13 protein-coding genes are annotated in these 14312 nt (G+C 51.9%); 3 read left to right on the top strand and 10 right to left on the bottom strand.

What is annotated here, in order from left to right; genetic code table 11:
- Positions 1 to 75: 75 nt before the first annotated feature.
- The 8 genes from ACFQ3W_RS04560 to ACFQ3W_RS04525 all read right to left on the bottom strand — a co-directional run bounded on the left by ACFQ3W_RS04560 (position 76) and on the right by ACFQ3W_RS04525 (position 8843).
- Positions 76 to 1455: a lipopolysaccharide biosynthesis protein gene (locus tag ACFQ3W_RS04560; RefSeq protein ID WP_379317054.1), complete on the bottom strand. Its 1380-nt coding sequence runs from the start codon at positions 1453 to 1455 to the stop codon at positions 76 to 78.
- A 37-nt stretch (positions 1456 to 1492) separates the two neighbouring features.
- Positions 1493 to 2626: a DegT/DnrJ/EryC1/StrS family aminotransferase gene (locus ACFQ3W_RS04555; protein WP_379317052.1), complete on the bottom strand. Its 1134-nt coding sequence runs from the start codon at positions 2624 to 2626 to the stop codon at positions 1493 to 1495.
- Between the two features lie 7 nt (positions 2627 to 2633).
- Positions 2634 to 3254 (bottom strand): DapH/DapD/GlmU-related protein, encoded by a 621-nt coding sequence (locus ACFQ3W_RS04550; RefSeq protein WP_379317050.1) that lies wholly within the window; start codon positions 3252 to 3254, stop codon positions 2634 to 2636.
- A gap of 18 nt (positions 3255 to 3272) precedes the next feature.
- Positions 3273 to 4619, bottom strand: a complete 1347-nt coding sequence (locus ACFQ3W_RS04545) for a nucleotide sugar dehydrogenase (RefSeq protein ID WP_379317225.1) — start codon at positions 4617 to 4619, stop codon at positions 3273 to 3275.
- 55 nt (positions 4620 to 4674) lie between these two features.
- Positions 4675 to 5688 (bottom strand): Gfo/Idh/MocA family protein, encoded by a 1014-nt coding sequence (locus ACFQ3W_RS04540; protein ID WP_379317048.1) that lies wholly within the window; start codon positions 5686 to 5688, stop codon positions 4675 to 4677.
- Positions 5685 to 6365: a YveK family protein gene (locus ACFQ3W_RS04535; protein ID WP_379317046.1), complete on the bottom strand. Its 681-nt coding sequence runs from the start codon at positions 6363 to 6365 to the stop codon at positions 5685 to 5687. Before ACFQ3W_RS04535 ends, ACFQ3W_RS04540 begins: the two co-directional genes overlap by 4 nt.
- Positions 6366 to 6384: 19 nt before the next feature.
- Positions 6385 to 7368: a polysaccharide deacetylase family protein gene (locus ACFQ3W_RS04530; protein WP_379317044.1), complete on the bottom strand. Its 984-nt coding sequence runs from the start codon at positions 7366 to 7368 to the stop codon at positions 6385 to 6387.
- 203 nt (positions 7369 to 7571) lie between these two features.
- Positions 7572 to 8843: a glycosyl hydrolase family 28-related protein gene (locus ACFQ3W_RS04525; protein WP_379317042.1), complete on the bottom strand. Its 1272-nt coding sequence runs from the start codon at positions 8841 to 8843 to the stop codon at positions 7572 to 7574.
- Between the two features lie 245 nt (positions 8844 to 9088).
- Here ACFQ3W_RS04525 and ACFQ3W_RS04520 point away from each other — a divergent pair, with 245 nt between their 5' ends.
- Positions 9089 to 10015: a GNAT family N-acetyltransferase gene (locus ACFQ3W_RS04520; RefSeq protein WP_379317041.1), complete on the top strand. Its 927-nt coding sequence runs from the start codon at positions 9089 to 9091 to the stop codon at positions 10013 to 10015.
- 504 nt (positions 10016 to 10519) lie between these two features.
- Here the strand turns inward: ACFQ3W_RS04520 and ACFQ3W_RS04515 are convergent.
- Both ACFQ3W_RS04515 and ACFQ3W_RS04510 read right to left on the bottom strand, forming a co-directional pair.
- On the bottom strand, positions 10520 to 11626 hold the full coding sequence (locus tag ACFQ3W_RS04515) for a DUF58 domain-containing protein (RefSeq protein ID WP_379317039.1): 1107 nt from the start codon (positions 11624 to 11626) through the stop codon (positions 10520 to 10522).
- 3 nt (positions 11627 to 11629) lie between these two features.
- Positions 11630 to 12607 (bottom strand): AAA family ATPase, encoded by a 978-nt coding sequence (locus tag ACFQ3W_RS04510; RefSeq protein WP_379317037.1) that lies wholly within the window; start codon positions 12605 to 12607, stop codon positions 11630 to 11632.
- Between the two features lie 126 nt (positions 12608 to 12733).
- On the opposite strand from ACFQ3W_RS04510, the gene ACFQ3W_RS04505 reads away from it, so the two are divergent.
- The gene (locus ACFQ3W_RS04505; protein WP_379317035.1) at positions 12734 to 13375 is read left to right on the top strand and encodes a serine/threonine protein kinase; all 642 of its coding nucleotides are present in this window, start codon (positions 12734 to 12736) and stop codon (positions 13373 to 13375) included.
- Between the two features lie 51 nt (positions 13376 to 13426).
- On the top strand, positions 13427 to 14203 hold the full coding sequence (locus ACFQ3W_RS04500) for a sporulation protein (RefSeq protein WP_379317033.1): 777 nt from the start codon (positions 13427 to 13429) through the stop codon (positions 14201 to 14203).
- Positions 14204 to 14312 lie beyond the last annotated feature (109 nt).

Here is a 14312-nt window from a genome sequence, read left to right as displayed (position 1 = left end):
CTCGCCCAAAACAACGCGGTATATATATTCCCTTTCAGCAAGCCGTGATTGAGGAGAGTATACCGTCAACATCCGTTATCCCCGCTCCCTGCTCAGTAATTGTTCGTGATTCGTCCGGTACTTCCGCACCGACATCCAGGACAGCCCCAGGTGCAAAATGTAACCCAGTGTAGAAGCGCCGCTGAACAGCCAGATGGCTACATTCGCCGATTGGTGGAAATACCAAGCGAGAAACAGCGATCCGAGGATCAAGATGGTACGGACGATCTCCCGGTACAAATGAAGATCCTGCCTCTCCATGACATCGATCGTCGATCCGACCGAATTGGCCACAAACTGGCTCAGATACATAATCGACAATATCCGGATAAAGCCGCCCGATTCTTTCCATTCCTCGCCAAACAAAAACGGAAACAAAGAGGGGCCGATCAACACAATTAGGAGAATGATGAACGCTCCAACCAGAAAGACATTTCGGACGGTTTTCATGAACAAGGGATACATACGGCTGGGACTGTTGATCATGTAATTCGAAGACTCCGCCAAATATACATTGCGAACAGATGTCATAATTAATGTCATTGGGGAGCCGAGGATACGCTGACAAAGGGCGAACCATCCGGCGACCTGGGGACCGTAAATCGAAGCCAGCAAAATCGTCGGAACGTACAGAACAATGCTGTTGAGCACGTTAGAAGCCATCGATAATATTGGAAATCTGCGGTACCTGTAGGCACTATCCTTCAAATCCGACCAGCCTGACGTGATCTCCTGACGCTTTACGTCATGCCGCCACAATCTCCACTGGGGAATCAATCCGCCAAAGCGGCCCATAATATCGCCGATAATGAGTCCGAGCGGCCCTATGTGAAACAGGCTGAGCCCAATTTGCGAGGAAACCTGGCCTATGCTTTGGGTATATTTTGTACGGGCAAGTTGTCTAAAGTATTTTTTGCGGACCGACCAATAATTTAATATTTGATAAAACCCTGCACCAAACAGGGCGACGATAAAAAACAAATAGTAATGAGTTAAGTAAGACTCGTGCAGCCATGCCGATAAAGGGTCCCTCAAAATATAAATGCCGATGCCGCTGGCAATGCTTACCCCGACGCAGATCCGCAGCGACAGGCTCAGCACGCTGGAGGCCGTATGGTCATCCTCGGGCAGCGTGATGGCATTTTCGTAGGAAAAAGAGATCACCATCAGAAGAATGCCAATAATCGACAAGTACATGGAATAGGTACCGTATTCGGTCGGCGAATACAGACGCGTCAAAATCGGCAGGGTCGCCAAAATAATGATTTGGCTAATAATCGTCCCGCTGGCCAGCACAAATACGCTTCGCAGGAAACCGTCATTTTTCAGCTTCTGGAGCAGGTTTAGAATATGCCGTAGCTTAAAAAGCTCGCGTATATCTTGAATCCGGCGTAGCGAGGATATTTTCTTGAACATTCCAGTCCAACCTCGTCCATTTTTTGTAAAAAGCTGCTTAATCGATGAGCGATTTGATCTGCTCTGCGACATAACGCTGAACGTCAGCTCCGATCTTTGGCCAGATCGGCAAAGATAGCACCTCTTGAGACAATCGCTCGGCTACCGGCAGAGACGGACTGCCCGCCACATAGACAGGGAGCTTATGAACCGGCACCGGATAATACACCATCGTGCTGACACCCACCGCTGCAAGTCCGGCCAGAAGTTCATCCCGCCGCCCGTTTAGCGCCCGCACCGTGTACTGGTGAAACACCGCTTTGCCATTTGGACATTCGGCCGGGAGGGCAAGTTCCTGCAGGCCCTGAAGCAGCTCGTCATAGCGGGATGCGGCCAGGCGGCGCTCCTCATTCCAAGCTTCAAGATAGGGCAGCTTCACGCGCAGAATGGCGGCCTGAAGCTCATCAAGCCGGGAATTGAAGCCGACGCACTCGTTGTAGTATTTTCGCTTTGACCCGTGCGTTCGGAGCATTGCTGCTGTTTCCGCAAGCTGTGGGTCGTCCGTGACCAGCATGCCTCCATCACCGTATGCCCCTAAATTTTTGGACGGAAAAAAGGAGTAGCAGCCGATATGTCCAATCGTACCGGCCTTTCGGCCACCCGTCTCTGCACCGAAGGCCTGTGCCGCATCCTCAATGACGAAGAGTTCATAGTCCGCGGCTATCTCCATCAGCCGATCCATGTTAAGCGGATGGCCGAACAGGTGCACCGGAATAATCGCCTTCGTTCGAGGCGTAATGAGCTCCGCCAAGCCTGCCAGATCAAGGTTGTAGGTAAGAGGGTCAACATCGGCAAATACCGGCACCGCTTGAACACGACTGATCGCTTCTGCTGTTGCAAAAAAAGTGAACGGTGTCGTAATGACTTCGTCTCCGGGACCGATCCCCGCCGCCAGTAAAGCGATAACGAGCGCATCTGTGCCGGAATTCAGCGCGATCGCATGCTTACATCCCAAGTATTCAGCTGCTTCACGTTCCAGCTGCTTCACCTGATTTCCCATAATAAATGCACCTTCGTCCAAAACGTCTTCCATGGCACGCAGCAGTTGCGGCTTCAATTCGGACACCTCCGACTTCAAATCAAGCAGAGGGATTTTAGGAAACGCCGGGTTCATAGCTTGAGTCTGGTTCATGATTGGTTCAAACCTCCTTCGTTATCGTTACGATATCTTTCTCCAGGCTGTACTCTCGGCCGCAATCGGCGCATATCACATGCCCCTTTCGAAACGTCAACGTGATGCCGCACTTGCAGACCCACCCTACTTGACGGGCAGGAATGCCGGAAACGAGCGCATAAGGCGGTACACTGCGAGTCACGACAGCGCCAGCAGCTACAAGAGCCCATTCGCCGATGGTAACGCCGCACACAATCGTTGCATTCGCTCCGACCGAAGCTCCCCGCTTGACCAAGGTTTGCCGGTAGTCGCTGCTCTGGTTGCGCGGGAACGCCGACCGAGGGGTGAGCACATTCGTAAACACCATACTCGGGCCGCAAAACACGTCGTCCTCCAGAACGACCCCCTCATAGACAGAAACGTTATTTTGAATTTTGACTCCATTTCCAATTTGCACATGATCAGCGATATATACGTTTTGACCCAAGCTGCATCGTTTGCCGATGACAGACTTGGAGGAAACATGTGTAAAATGCCATACCTTCGTGCCTTCCCCGATTTCGGCCCCCGGATCAACGACTGCGGAGGGGTGCACATAGCCATTCGTAGGCATAGTTATAAACGTAGGCAAAGACTCCTCATTCATAGGTTCACTGGCTCCTTTTTAGAGCAAAAAGTAGTTGTCCGGCTTGCTGTAGCCTCGCATGATGTTGCGCGTATCGAGCAGGCTCCGGCTCGCCGTACCGATCATGTCATAGTCAAACCCGGAATGGTCAGTCGTAATGACGGTAATATCCGCCATTCGGAGCCGCTCTTCCGTCAATTCCTCGCAGATGTAGCTTTTTCCCCGGTAATGGAACTCATGAATATGGGTGTCACTGACCCATACGGTCGCCCCTCGTTCTTCCAGCAGTCCGATCATTTTCAGCACCGGCGATTCCCGGTAGTCGTCAATATCCTTTTTGTACGCCACACCAAGCAAGTAAACGGTCGAGCCGCGAAGCGATTTGCGATCCTCATTCAAAATTTCAGCGATTTTCTGGACGACAAATTCCGGCATGGCATTGTTAATCTCTCCGGCCAGCTCGATCAAGCGGGTATGATAACCGTATTCCCTCGCCTTCCAGGTCAGGTAAAACGGATCTACGGGAATACAGTGCCCGCCGAGGCCCGGACCGGGATAAAAAGCCATGAAGCCGTAAGGCTTGGATTTTGCCGCTTCGATCACTTCCCACACGTTGATCCCCATGCGGCTGCATAACACAGCCATTTCATTGGCAAGCGCAATGTTGATATGCCGGAACGTGTTCTCGTAAATTTTCTCCATCTCGGCCACGGCCGGGCTGGAAACGACATGAACATCCCCGTTTAGCACCTGGCGATACAGCATTTCCGCGGCTTGCGAGCAAGCCGTTGTCACTCCCCCGACCACCTTAGGCGTATTTTTCGTATTAAACTGCTTGTTGCCGGGGTCTACCCTTTCCGGGGAGTATGCCAAAAAGAAATCCTCGCCGCACCGAAGTCCCGTTGATTCCAGAATCGGCTTGACCAGTTCCTCCGTTGTACCGGGGTACGTCGTGCTTTCCAAAACAATGAGCATCCCCGGATGCAAAAACCTGGCGATCTCACGAGTGGAGTTTTCCACGTAGCTGGTGTCCGGCTGCTGATAAATATCAAGCGGTGTCGGCACGCAGATCGCTACGGCGTCAACTTCTCTCAGAAACGAGTAGTCGGTAGTCGCCCTCAAGCGCCCGTCAGCTACCATCCCTCGCAAATCGTCATCCACTACATCGCCAATATAGTTATGACCGTTGTTCAACATGTTAATTTTTTGACTTTGCACATCAAAGCCGATGACACGGTAGCCTGCCTTTGCTTTTTCTACCGCCAGCGGCAAACCGACATATCCGAGGCCAATGACGCCGATCACCGCCGTTTTATCCTCCAGCTTTCGCAGCAATTCCGTATGATCCTGCTGATAATAGTCCGCTCTTACCGTCTGGGCTCGCATCGTAGATTTCTCCTCTCCCTTACCGTTTGGTGGCATTCGCATTCACTCCACCGATTTATCTATTGACCTCCAAGGCTCTTGTGCCACCCCCGGTCATATCCAGCGCCAGTTTAACGGCGCGAATTCCGTCCTCCAGCGAGATTTCCGGTTCACGTCCCTCGCGAACAGCCCGAACCATATCCTCGATAATGCACCTATGTCCCGGAATGCCGTACGGGTCCCGCTCTACCTCGCGAATGAGCGCCTCTGTCTCCTCCTGCGTCATTGAAGCGCAGACCCAATGCTGAATCCAGTTTGCCGTTTTCCCGCCGATGACGGCATACCCGTCCTCCCCGAAGACGGAAATCGTTTCCTCCAGGTTATGCCCGAACACCGTTGTTGCGGCTTCAATTACTCCCAACGCGCCGTTTTCCAGCCGAATTGCGGCAATGGCCACATCCTCGGCTTCAATTTTGCGCAGCCTTGTAGCGACGATGGACTTGATTTCCTCCACCGGTCCAAACAGCCACTGCAGCAAATCAAGGCCGTGAATCGCCTGATTCATCAGTACGCCGCCGTCCATGGCGATTGTTCCCCGCCAAGCGGATTGATCATAATAGGCCTGGCTACGATTCCAGCGGACCGTCACGTTTACGTGGCTCAGCTTGCCGAACAGGTTCTGCTCCAAGGCGGCCTTCAAGCGGCAAATCGCCGGTCTGTAGCGATTCGGATGGACCACCGTCGCTTGAAGGCCACCCCACCTTACCGCCTGCCGGAGGAGTTCAGCGTCCTCAAGGCTTAACGTGACCGGCTTTTCCAGAACCAGATGTTTGCCAGCCTGTGCGGCCTCTAGCGCTAACTTCGCATGCAGCCCACTCGGAGCACAAATGCATATCACATCTACATTTGGCTGCTGCGCCAGCAAGGTAGAAAGATCGGGATAGGTCGCAGCACTCGTAATTCCCCGCATCTCTTCAAGGCGTTCCGGATTCGGATCGCAGACCGCCACCAATTCGGCCCCTTCCGTCTTCGCGATAGCATCGATATGCTTGTGGGCGATGTGTCCGCAACCTGCAATGGCAAAATTCATCCCGTCACGCCCCCTTTATACTTTTCCTCCATTTGAACCAAGGTGTTCCCGAGACCAGGGTATTCGTCCGGGATATGTCTGCGGGATTTCTTTCTTGCTCCTCTTCTCTCCAGAATGAGCACCAAGCTTAGCGCCGCAAACAACCCGACAAACGCAGCCAGTGCCAGATTTAAATTTTTGCGGGGACTCACTGGAATGGAGGTATCCTCCATACTTGCTAAATCCAGAATCGACACATTGGCGTCAGCGATGATCTCCTTCGACTTGGATACGAAGGACTCGGCAAACGCATTAGCAATGGCAACGGCTTGCTTCGGATCCTCACCGGTATAAGACAGCATGATCACCAGAGTACCCGGATCGGTACGGACCTTGATTTTTTGCAGCAACTCCGTGCTCGATTCCTGAATAGCTATCTTTTTCTTGACCTCAGACGCAATGTAACGGCTTTGCATTGTATCCTCGTACGTCTTTGTCAGCATCTGGCTCGCCAGAAATTCGTTGTATGTACTGGATTCCGGCTTTGAGGCGATGTTCGCAACCATGCTAACGTTAGCGCGGTAGGTGGGCCTCAACATTTCGTTGGCAAGAAAAGCAGCCCCGATGCATAATGCAATGACAAGCCCGAAGACGATAAAATGATTCCTGACCGACTTCCACAAATAAACCAGTTCCACAGATTTCACCTCATTTGTTTTATCTTTTTAGAACGAGATCACTCAGCTCTTCCATATTCAAGCTGGTCATTTCGTAGCGCTCCGCAAGCCGGCCGTAGTGCTCGACCACTCTTTCAAGCGCACGAAAATCGGCAGCCCCCGCAGCGTTATAAGGATGCAGCCACAGATGATATACCTGCCCCTGCTTTGCCGCATATGTCATACCATCCAGAATGCGTTTAAGCCTTAGCGGCTCCAGCGACCTTAACGCCTGCGGCGTGGAGCGAAGAAAGAAGCTCGCCGGCAGGTTCACAGGTGCCTGGGGGACAACTGATTGTAGCGTGTAGGTGTGGTGACCCGTCAGGTTAAGATAGCTATCGGCGAGTCGATACACCCGGCGCAGCAGGGAATCTTCGGCAGAGTACCCTGAACTGTAAAGCCTATGCTGCGGATTTCCGCGATAGGACATAAATCCCAAATGTGCAAGCCCGTCCAAATATTCGGCGCAAACCTGGTTGCGAGGCAGCACCAGACTTTCGAGTGGAATCCCCCGCTTCTCGGCTGCCGCGACCGCTGCCTTCAGATCGCTGTAAAACTGCGATTTGCTTTGCCCTTTCTCCAGACAATAAAAATGCGAGAACGTATGCGAGGCGATTCGCTGGCCCAAAGTAGCGTGAATTTGATCAATCAACGATATCGCATAGTGATAAGGATCATCGTCTTCCCCTTCACCGACTTCGTCGCCCCTAATGCCCCCGTACGGGGATAAACAGCCGTCTGAATAAGTCGGTTCATCCTCAGGTAAGCCGCTCAGCATTTCCATTTTATTTTTAAAAAACAGCAACCCCACCGTCGCCCAAGTCGCATGAATCCCTCCCTGCCTAAATAAATCTAGTATTCTGGGAATCTGCTCCCTCTCTCCGCCCCATTTCATCGCATAGTCCTGCTTGCTATAAAGGTCCCGAACTCCCCAATACAGCTCAAAATCGAGTGAAATAACCAAAGTCCCCTTACCTGGAGTCATGTCTCCCCGTCCTTTACAGCAATCTGCTTCCTATCGTCTACCAGAACGTTTGCTATATTGTGTTATATTCAGGGCAGGACCTTTTTAGTCTTATAAAAAACAAAAAACTCCACCCTACGGATAGCTGCTCCGTCCAGGGTAAAGTTCATCAATACGCGTCATTTGTGCATGAAAGTGCTTTCCTATATTCCCATTTTTTATATTTATTTAATAATAACATTCTCGTTGGTGGGAGCCGTCCGGATGGTGTAGGTTCCTGCAGTAATGCTGTTGTTCAAGCAGATGATATCCTTTTGAACATAGCCGGTTAGATACGTAGAAAGGTCAATGCCCCCGCCCCGCCGGACAATAATGACGTTATCCTTGATCAGCCCCTGCTCGGCGTTTTGCCAGGTCCAGATTCCCCGCTCCCCGTTATTGATCGTATTGGAAATAATCCGGAAATCTTTGATGTTCCCGAGACGAATGGCGGTTGTCCCCCTGATATTGCTTCTTGCTCCCATGGTAACCTCGTTATCCTGAATGATCATGTGTTCTACCGGAAATCCGGCTCCCACCTCGATGGCGGCATAAAAGCTTCCTTTACCCGCAATGACATTCCCCTCTACTGTATTGCTTCCACCGTAGATGCTGATCGCCGAATACATATCCGGTGCGAGGGTTCCTTTATCCACGCCCATATAGTAGTTATTGTTGAGATAAGGGTTGTTAATTTCATTCCCTGCGACGTAAACCCCCTTGGCAAATACTTTAATGGCACGTTTGGCGCAGTAATCAAAACGATTTCCGGTGATGCGGCTGTTCAGTTCCTCTCCCCGATTGTTTTCCATAGCCGGGTCCTCGATATAGATGCCGTCCGCATCGTCGGCAGGCAGGATATCGTGAATATAGCAATTCGCGATAGCAACTTGTTTTGCTGCACGCTCTTGACTGCCCCAGGTTGTCGTTACATAGATTCCGCGAGCTACTAAGCTTGAACCGACCAGATTTCGTGCGACAATGTTCGCTACCTCCGTATTTTCAATCGTAATCGATTGGGTATTTCCGTAAACGACGATGCCGGACACCACGCCTGAATAGTATTCACTCCGCCGATCTGTACTGTGCGTGGCATTAAGAACAGCCGCCTGACTTACTGTCACCCGCGAGCAGCCTCCCCCGATAACCAGCACTCGATTTACGCGATAATTGCCGTCGAGAGTAATGCTGCTGATGTTCACATCATTGCCGGAAACTCTCATCAGCTCCCAGCCAAAGGTTTTCGTTAAAGCTTTAATAACGGATGATCTGCCATCTCCCCGTATCGTTGTGTTCCCGCCGACTCGAAGTGTCGCTGCCGGATTTATTAAATAAACGCCGCTTGGAAAATATACCGTCTCACCGGTTTGGGCGGCCTGGTTCAATGCCCTCTGTATCGCTGCCGTATCGTCGGTTACACCGTTCCCTTTCGCTCCAAATTTCGTTACTTGAATCACGATTATCCCCTCCTGTTCCTGACCTCATGAACCGATCCCTTACTCCTTGGCCTGGACAATATTTGGCGTCCCCCTTTGGACCTCGGGAATATCTCTTTTCATATATTAAATGCGGCCATAGCGACATAGGGAAACGGCGGTTGCCTCATCCGCTTTATCATATTTCGGGGGACAAGATCATAGAATGGCATTGATGCAATATTTGAATCATTAGGGATTTACAAAGGGAGGCACTTGATGTCCTTATGGTTAATCGCGATTTGTTGGAGCAATGGGCCGAATTTAACGTTCGAAAATGGAACTGCCAGGCCCGGTTCGTAGATTTTAGAGTGTCCCACTCCGCCGCTCGGGGGGAAGGGTTATTTTTCTTCGATAAGGGAGGCAAGCTGTTTCTTCCGCCGCTTAACCCCTATCATCCGTTTTTCTTTCATTCTACGCCGACGGATAAACCGTATAAAATCGACAGGCAGTGGCTTGAAGTGGCGGGCTTGATGATCCCGGAAATGCTGAAAACCCAGCGCAACGCCAGCTTCGTATTCCCGCCGGATATTACGGATGTTCGCCCTTTTCTCTGGCGCGGCTTCAAAACGGATATTAAATATACTTATATGACGGACCTACCATACACGCTGGATCAGGCAAGCAGGGAAATCCGAGCGAAAATTAAAAAAGCTGATGCTGAGGGCTACCGTACGGCAAAAACCGTTGATATGGAAGAGGTGCATCAATGCCTGCGAGGGACCGAGCAGCGTCAAGGCTTTAGCCATCGGCTTAGTGTGGAGGATCTGAAGTTAGCTCAGACCCTGCTAGGAGAAAACGCCTTTCACGCGTATGTCTGCTACTCTCCCAACGGAGAACCGGTTAGCGCCAGTGTCGTGCTGACGTTTGACGGTGAGCGGGCATTCGGCTGGATATCCGCCAGTAAGACGGAGCACTTGGGCCAAGGCGTTGTTCAGCAATCCCAGAGCTTTGTGCTTCAGCAATTTTCCGAGCTCGGCTACAAAAAATTTGATTTCGCCGGAGCCAATATCCCCACGGTAGCCCAAGCCAAAACGAACTGGGGCGGCACCCTCACCCCGTATTATCTGGTGAGACCCCCGGGGTATAAGGAAATTTTGCGAGCTGGGCGGGACTGGCTTAAGTTTGTCAGAAGTGCGCAGAACCCAAGGTAGGTAAGGATTACAATTTACATAAAAACGGGCCGCAAAGCTTCGTTTGACATTGTTACCCAGTTGCATTTCCTGTTGCCAAATACCCCGTCGCCCATGAGCAAAAGCCGCGGGCAACTCGCGGGCACGGGGTTAGATGTAAAAAGTGCAGTTATTTTAGCCAACGCCGTCATTTTCTCCAAATTAATTGTAAAAAGTGCAGCTATATCCAGCTTATTTCGTGTCGTTCGGCCCACCAAGCGCTTTTAGATGTACTTTTTACATCTACTTCTTCCTTTCTAGAAAAAAGGGGGAAATAGCTGTATAAAATGCAGCTACCCCCCGTCATGCTGCTATTACGGCAACGTTTAAAGTACAAATATCGATGTCTATTGAGGGAAGGAGCATAAATTGGAAGCAAGGCGCCGCCTCGATACCCATAGTTATGCAAAACGCGAGATTCAAGGGCAATTGTCCCTTTATCTCGCGTTTTTCGTTTTTTCTCCCACTCGCTCGTGGGCCTTTCGTTCATTGGCTATTGCTCATTTCCTCTTCCGCCAGCTCGGGAATTTCCATCCATTCCACTCCGTTGCCGTTAAGCCTCAGCTGTTCCACCGTTTCCTGCAGTTTCTCACCCTGGTGACAGGAGATGATCAGGTAATCGGTATCAGTCGTACCTGTCTCCAGCTCCATTTCTAACAGCCTGGTCATGGAGGCCGTTCGGTCCATCACCAAGCGGGCCATTGTCCCAAGCAGCAGCTCCAGCCGATCGGAGGCCGCCTGCGGCTCAATTCTTACCGGCTCCTTCGGTCCATCTACCAAGCAGCCGTTGCATAAAAAACCAGCAGCAAGGCCGCTATTCAGCGCATGGTCGGCTACTGTGGCGGCGTACCGGATACCTAGCTCTATCCGCCCCGGCTCAGTGACCGCCTTCCACATCGAATCGCTAACCTCCAGGTTCAGGCAAATCATCAGCCGGTGGTCGGCGGTGTAATCCCGTTTATGAACCTGCAGCTCCCCCGTCCGGGCCGTCGCTTTCCAGTTGATGTTTCCCATGGGATCGCCGGGTCGATAATTTCGGATTCCCGCGGTCAAGAACGGATCCTCCACAATCCAACGCCGGACGGCAAGCTCGCCAAGCCAGCTGTGATTCGGGAGCGGCAGCTCTGCAAGTGTGAGAATTCGAGGATAAACGAGCAGCTCCAGCCCGAGCGGGAACTGCTTCACCTCGGTTGACAGCCCTAAAGGGTCTCCCGTCGTCATCGTCGCAGATTCCAGACGGTACAGCCCCCTTTGAGAACAGGTTACCTGGTGGCGCCGCGTAATTTGCCGGTATGGCTTCAGATAAAAAAGACTAATGTGATTCTGATAAATATCCCCGGTATGAATCGCCAAGTTGCTCTGATTGCCGAAGGTGAGTCCTGCCGCAATGCTCGATTCTAGCCGCAGCCAAGGCAGCGGCAGCAGCTTGGCGTTAGCGATCACCTCAACCATTTCAATCGTATCGCCTTCAAACACGGCATGCTCGGAAAAATACCGTTCATACCGAACCGCCTTAAGCGCCCGCCAGTGGTATAAGCCAGAAACGAGCAGAACGACAACGAATACGCTAACAATGAGCGATGTCAGCTGCATGAACTAGTCCTCCCGCTTCCCCTCTCCGACAGGTACCTTTTCCGCCGGCACCTCGACCTCGCGCAGCACCTGGCGCACCACACCAATGCCTTGGGCTTCTTCTCCTTTCAAACCATGGCGCATTAGCAGCCGATGCGCCAGGACCGGAGCAGCCACGGTTTTGATATCGTCCGGCGTCACATAATCCCGCCCTTGAATGAGCGCGTACCCTTGGGAGGCGCGGAGCAAAGCCCCGCTGGCCCGCGGGCTGGCCCCCAGCTTCACCTCCGGGTGCTTGCGCGTCGCTTCGGTAATCGCGACGATATACCCGAGCAAATCCTCCTGGACGCGGATCGTTTGCGTGAAGCGCTGCACCTCCGCCACCTCCTGCGCGGTGGCAACCGGATGTAACTCGGCCAGCGGCTGGCGCTCCCTGAACCGTTGCAGGACCATAATCCCTTCGTCAAACGAAGGGTACCCCATCGCGATCCGCATCAGGAAGCGGTCGAGCTGGGCTTCCGGCAGCGGAAAAGTCCCCTGCTGGTCGATCGGATTTTGGGTCGCCATAACGAAAAATGGCGCCGCCAGCTCATGCGTTACTCCGTCGATCGTTACCTGACGCTCCTCCATGCACTCCAGCAAGCTCGACTGCGTGCGCGGCGTTGCCCGATTGATTTCATCCGCGAGCAGCACATGCGTAAATACCGGCCCCGGGCGAAACTCGAACTCTCCTGTTTTTTGGCTATAAAAGTTAATGCCGCTTAGGTCCGAAGGGAGTAAGTCCGGCGTAAACTGAATTCTTTTAAACTCTCCGCCCAGCGATTTTGCGAGTGACTTGGCTAGCAACGTTTTTCCCGTACCCGGCACATCCTCAAGCAGAACATGTCCGTTTCCGAGCAGTGAGGTGAGGAGCAGGTCGATCACTTCCAGCTTACCGACAACCACTTCCCCGATATTTTGGCGAATCCGCCCGATCATATGAATCGCTTCTTGTAGCTCCATTATGTATCGATACCGCCTTCCCACAGTAGAAGTCCGAAACTTTGAATTCCAGCCCAATCTATTCAACATTTTGCTTTTCTCTAGTAAACTATAACAGATAATCTCTCAAACGGATTAGGTGCAAATATGAAAAAGCTGTTAATGCAAGTTACAGACGAACTGCTGCCCGAGCTGGCCGTTGAAAGTCTGGACCCCCACGATCCCGTTGTCGTCAAAAAGCTTCCCAAGCCCTGGACTTGTCTTGGAAGGGGCAACTATGCCGCCGTGCTGCTGCATCCTGAATATCCCGATTATGCGGTAAAGGTCTATGCTCCGGGGCGGCCGGGACTAGAGGAGGAGCTTGAGGTGTACCGACTATTAGGTCGACACCCGGCCTATTCGGAATATTATGCATCAGGAAGTAATTTCCTGATTATGAAACGGCTAAAGGGGTTGACCGTATATGAATGTATACGCCGAGGCATACGGATTCCGGAACAAGTGATCCGCGACATTGATGAAGCGCTCGATTACGCTCGGTCCAAGGCTTTATACCCCCATGATATCCACGCCAAAAATGTGATGATGGAGAACGGGCGCGGCTATGTGCTGGACGTATCCGATTTTCTGAAGCAAAGTTACTGCGGCATGTGGAAAGACTTCAAGAAAGTGTATTTCCGGCTATACGCCCCCTTAATACGAAGACATCCTATTCCAGTACCTGATGGATTGCTGGAGGTCATCCGCAAGGGTTATCAGCTGTGGAAAAAGCTAAAGCGCTCGGATTAGAGAACCGGCATACCGTGACTGTCACGGCCCTTAAAATGAAGGAGGATGTGAATGTCGTTTTTTAACCGTGTATTGGCCAGTGTGGGAATCGGCGGCACCAAGGTAGATACCAGACTGGCGGAAGGCCGCTATTATGCCGGCGATGAGGTTCAAGGCAAGGTATTCATTCAAGGCGGGAACGTAGAGCAGCGGATCGAAGAGGTTTATCTTCACCTGCTCACGGATTATGTCCGGGAGCACGATGATCACAAGTATAACCATACGCAGACTTTAGATAAGTTCCGACTGACCGGTCCGATCCAGGTTAAACCCAATGATCAGTTGGAGGTGCCGTTTGCTTTCAGGCTGCCGTTATACACCCCCTCTACCTTTGATCGGGTGCAGGTTTGGGTGAAGACGTCTTTGGATATCGACAACGCGGTAGATCCCGACGATCACGACGGATTGCAAATTTTGCCTCATCCTTACACAGGGGTTGTGCTGAAGGCAATCGAGGAACTGGGCTTCCAAATCCGCAAGGTGGAGAACAGCTACGCTCCCCGCTACGGCAGAGGGCTGCCGTTCGTGCAGGAATTTGAATTCTATCCAGGCCGCCAGTATTACGGGAAACTTGATGAGCTGGAAGCGGTCTTCTATCCGACGGAGGACGGCATTGAGGTACTGCTCGAGGTAGATCGCCGTGCACGGGGCTTCGTCGGCTTATTGGAAGAAGCGATGGATGCGGATGAGAGCAAGGTGCTGCTGCGTTTCTCGCAGAGCGAGCTGGAACGTGGTACGGGCTACATCGCGAGCAAGCTGGATGAAGAGATCCGTTATCACGCCAGATAAGACAAAGTCATTCGAACTTTTATAATAAAAAATATCACCGCGGCACAAGCGCCGCAAGAGGGTGTCCCAAAAGCCATCGTAGATGACTTAGGGCGACCCTCTTTTTGCA

The sequence above is a fragment of the Paenibacillus puldeungensis genome, assembly GCF_042678945.1.
Taxonomy (GTDB): Bacteria; Bacillota; Bacilli; order Paenibacillales; family Paenibacillaceae; genus Fontibacillus; species Fontibacillus puldeungensis.
Note: the sequence above shows the minus strand (reverse complement) of the source record. Positions and strands in the feature narration are given on the sequence as shown.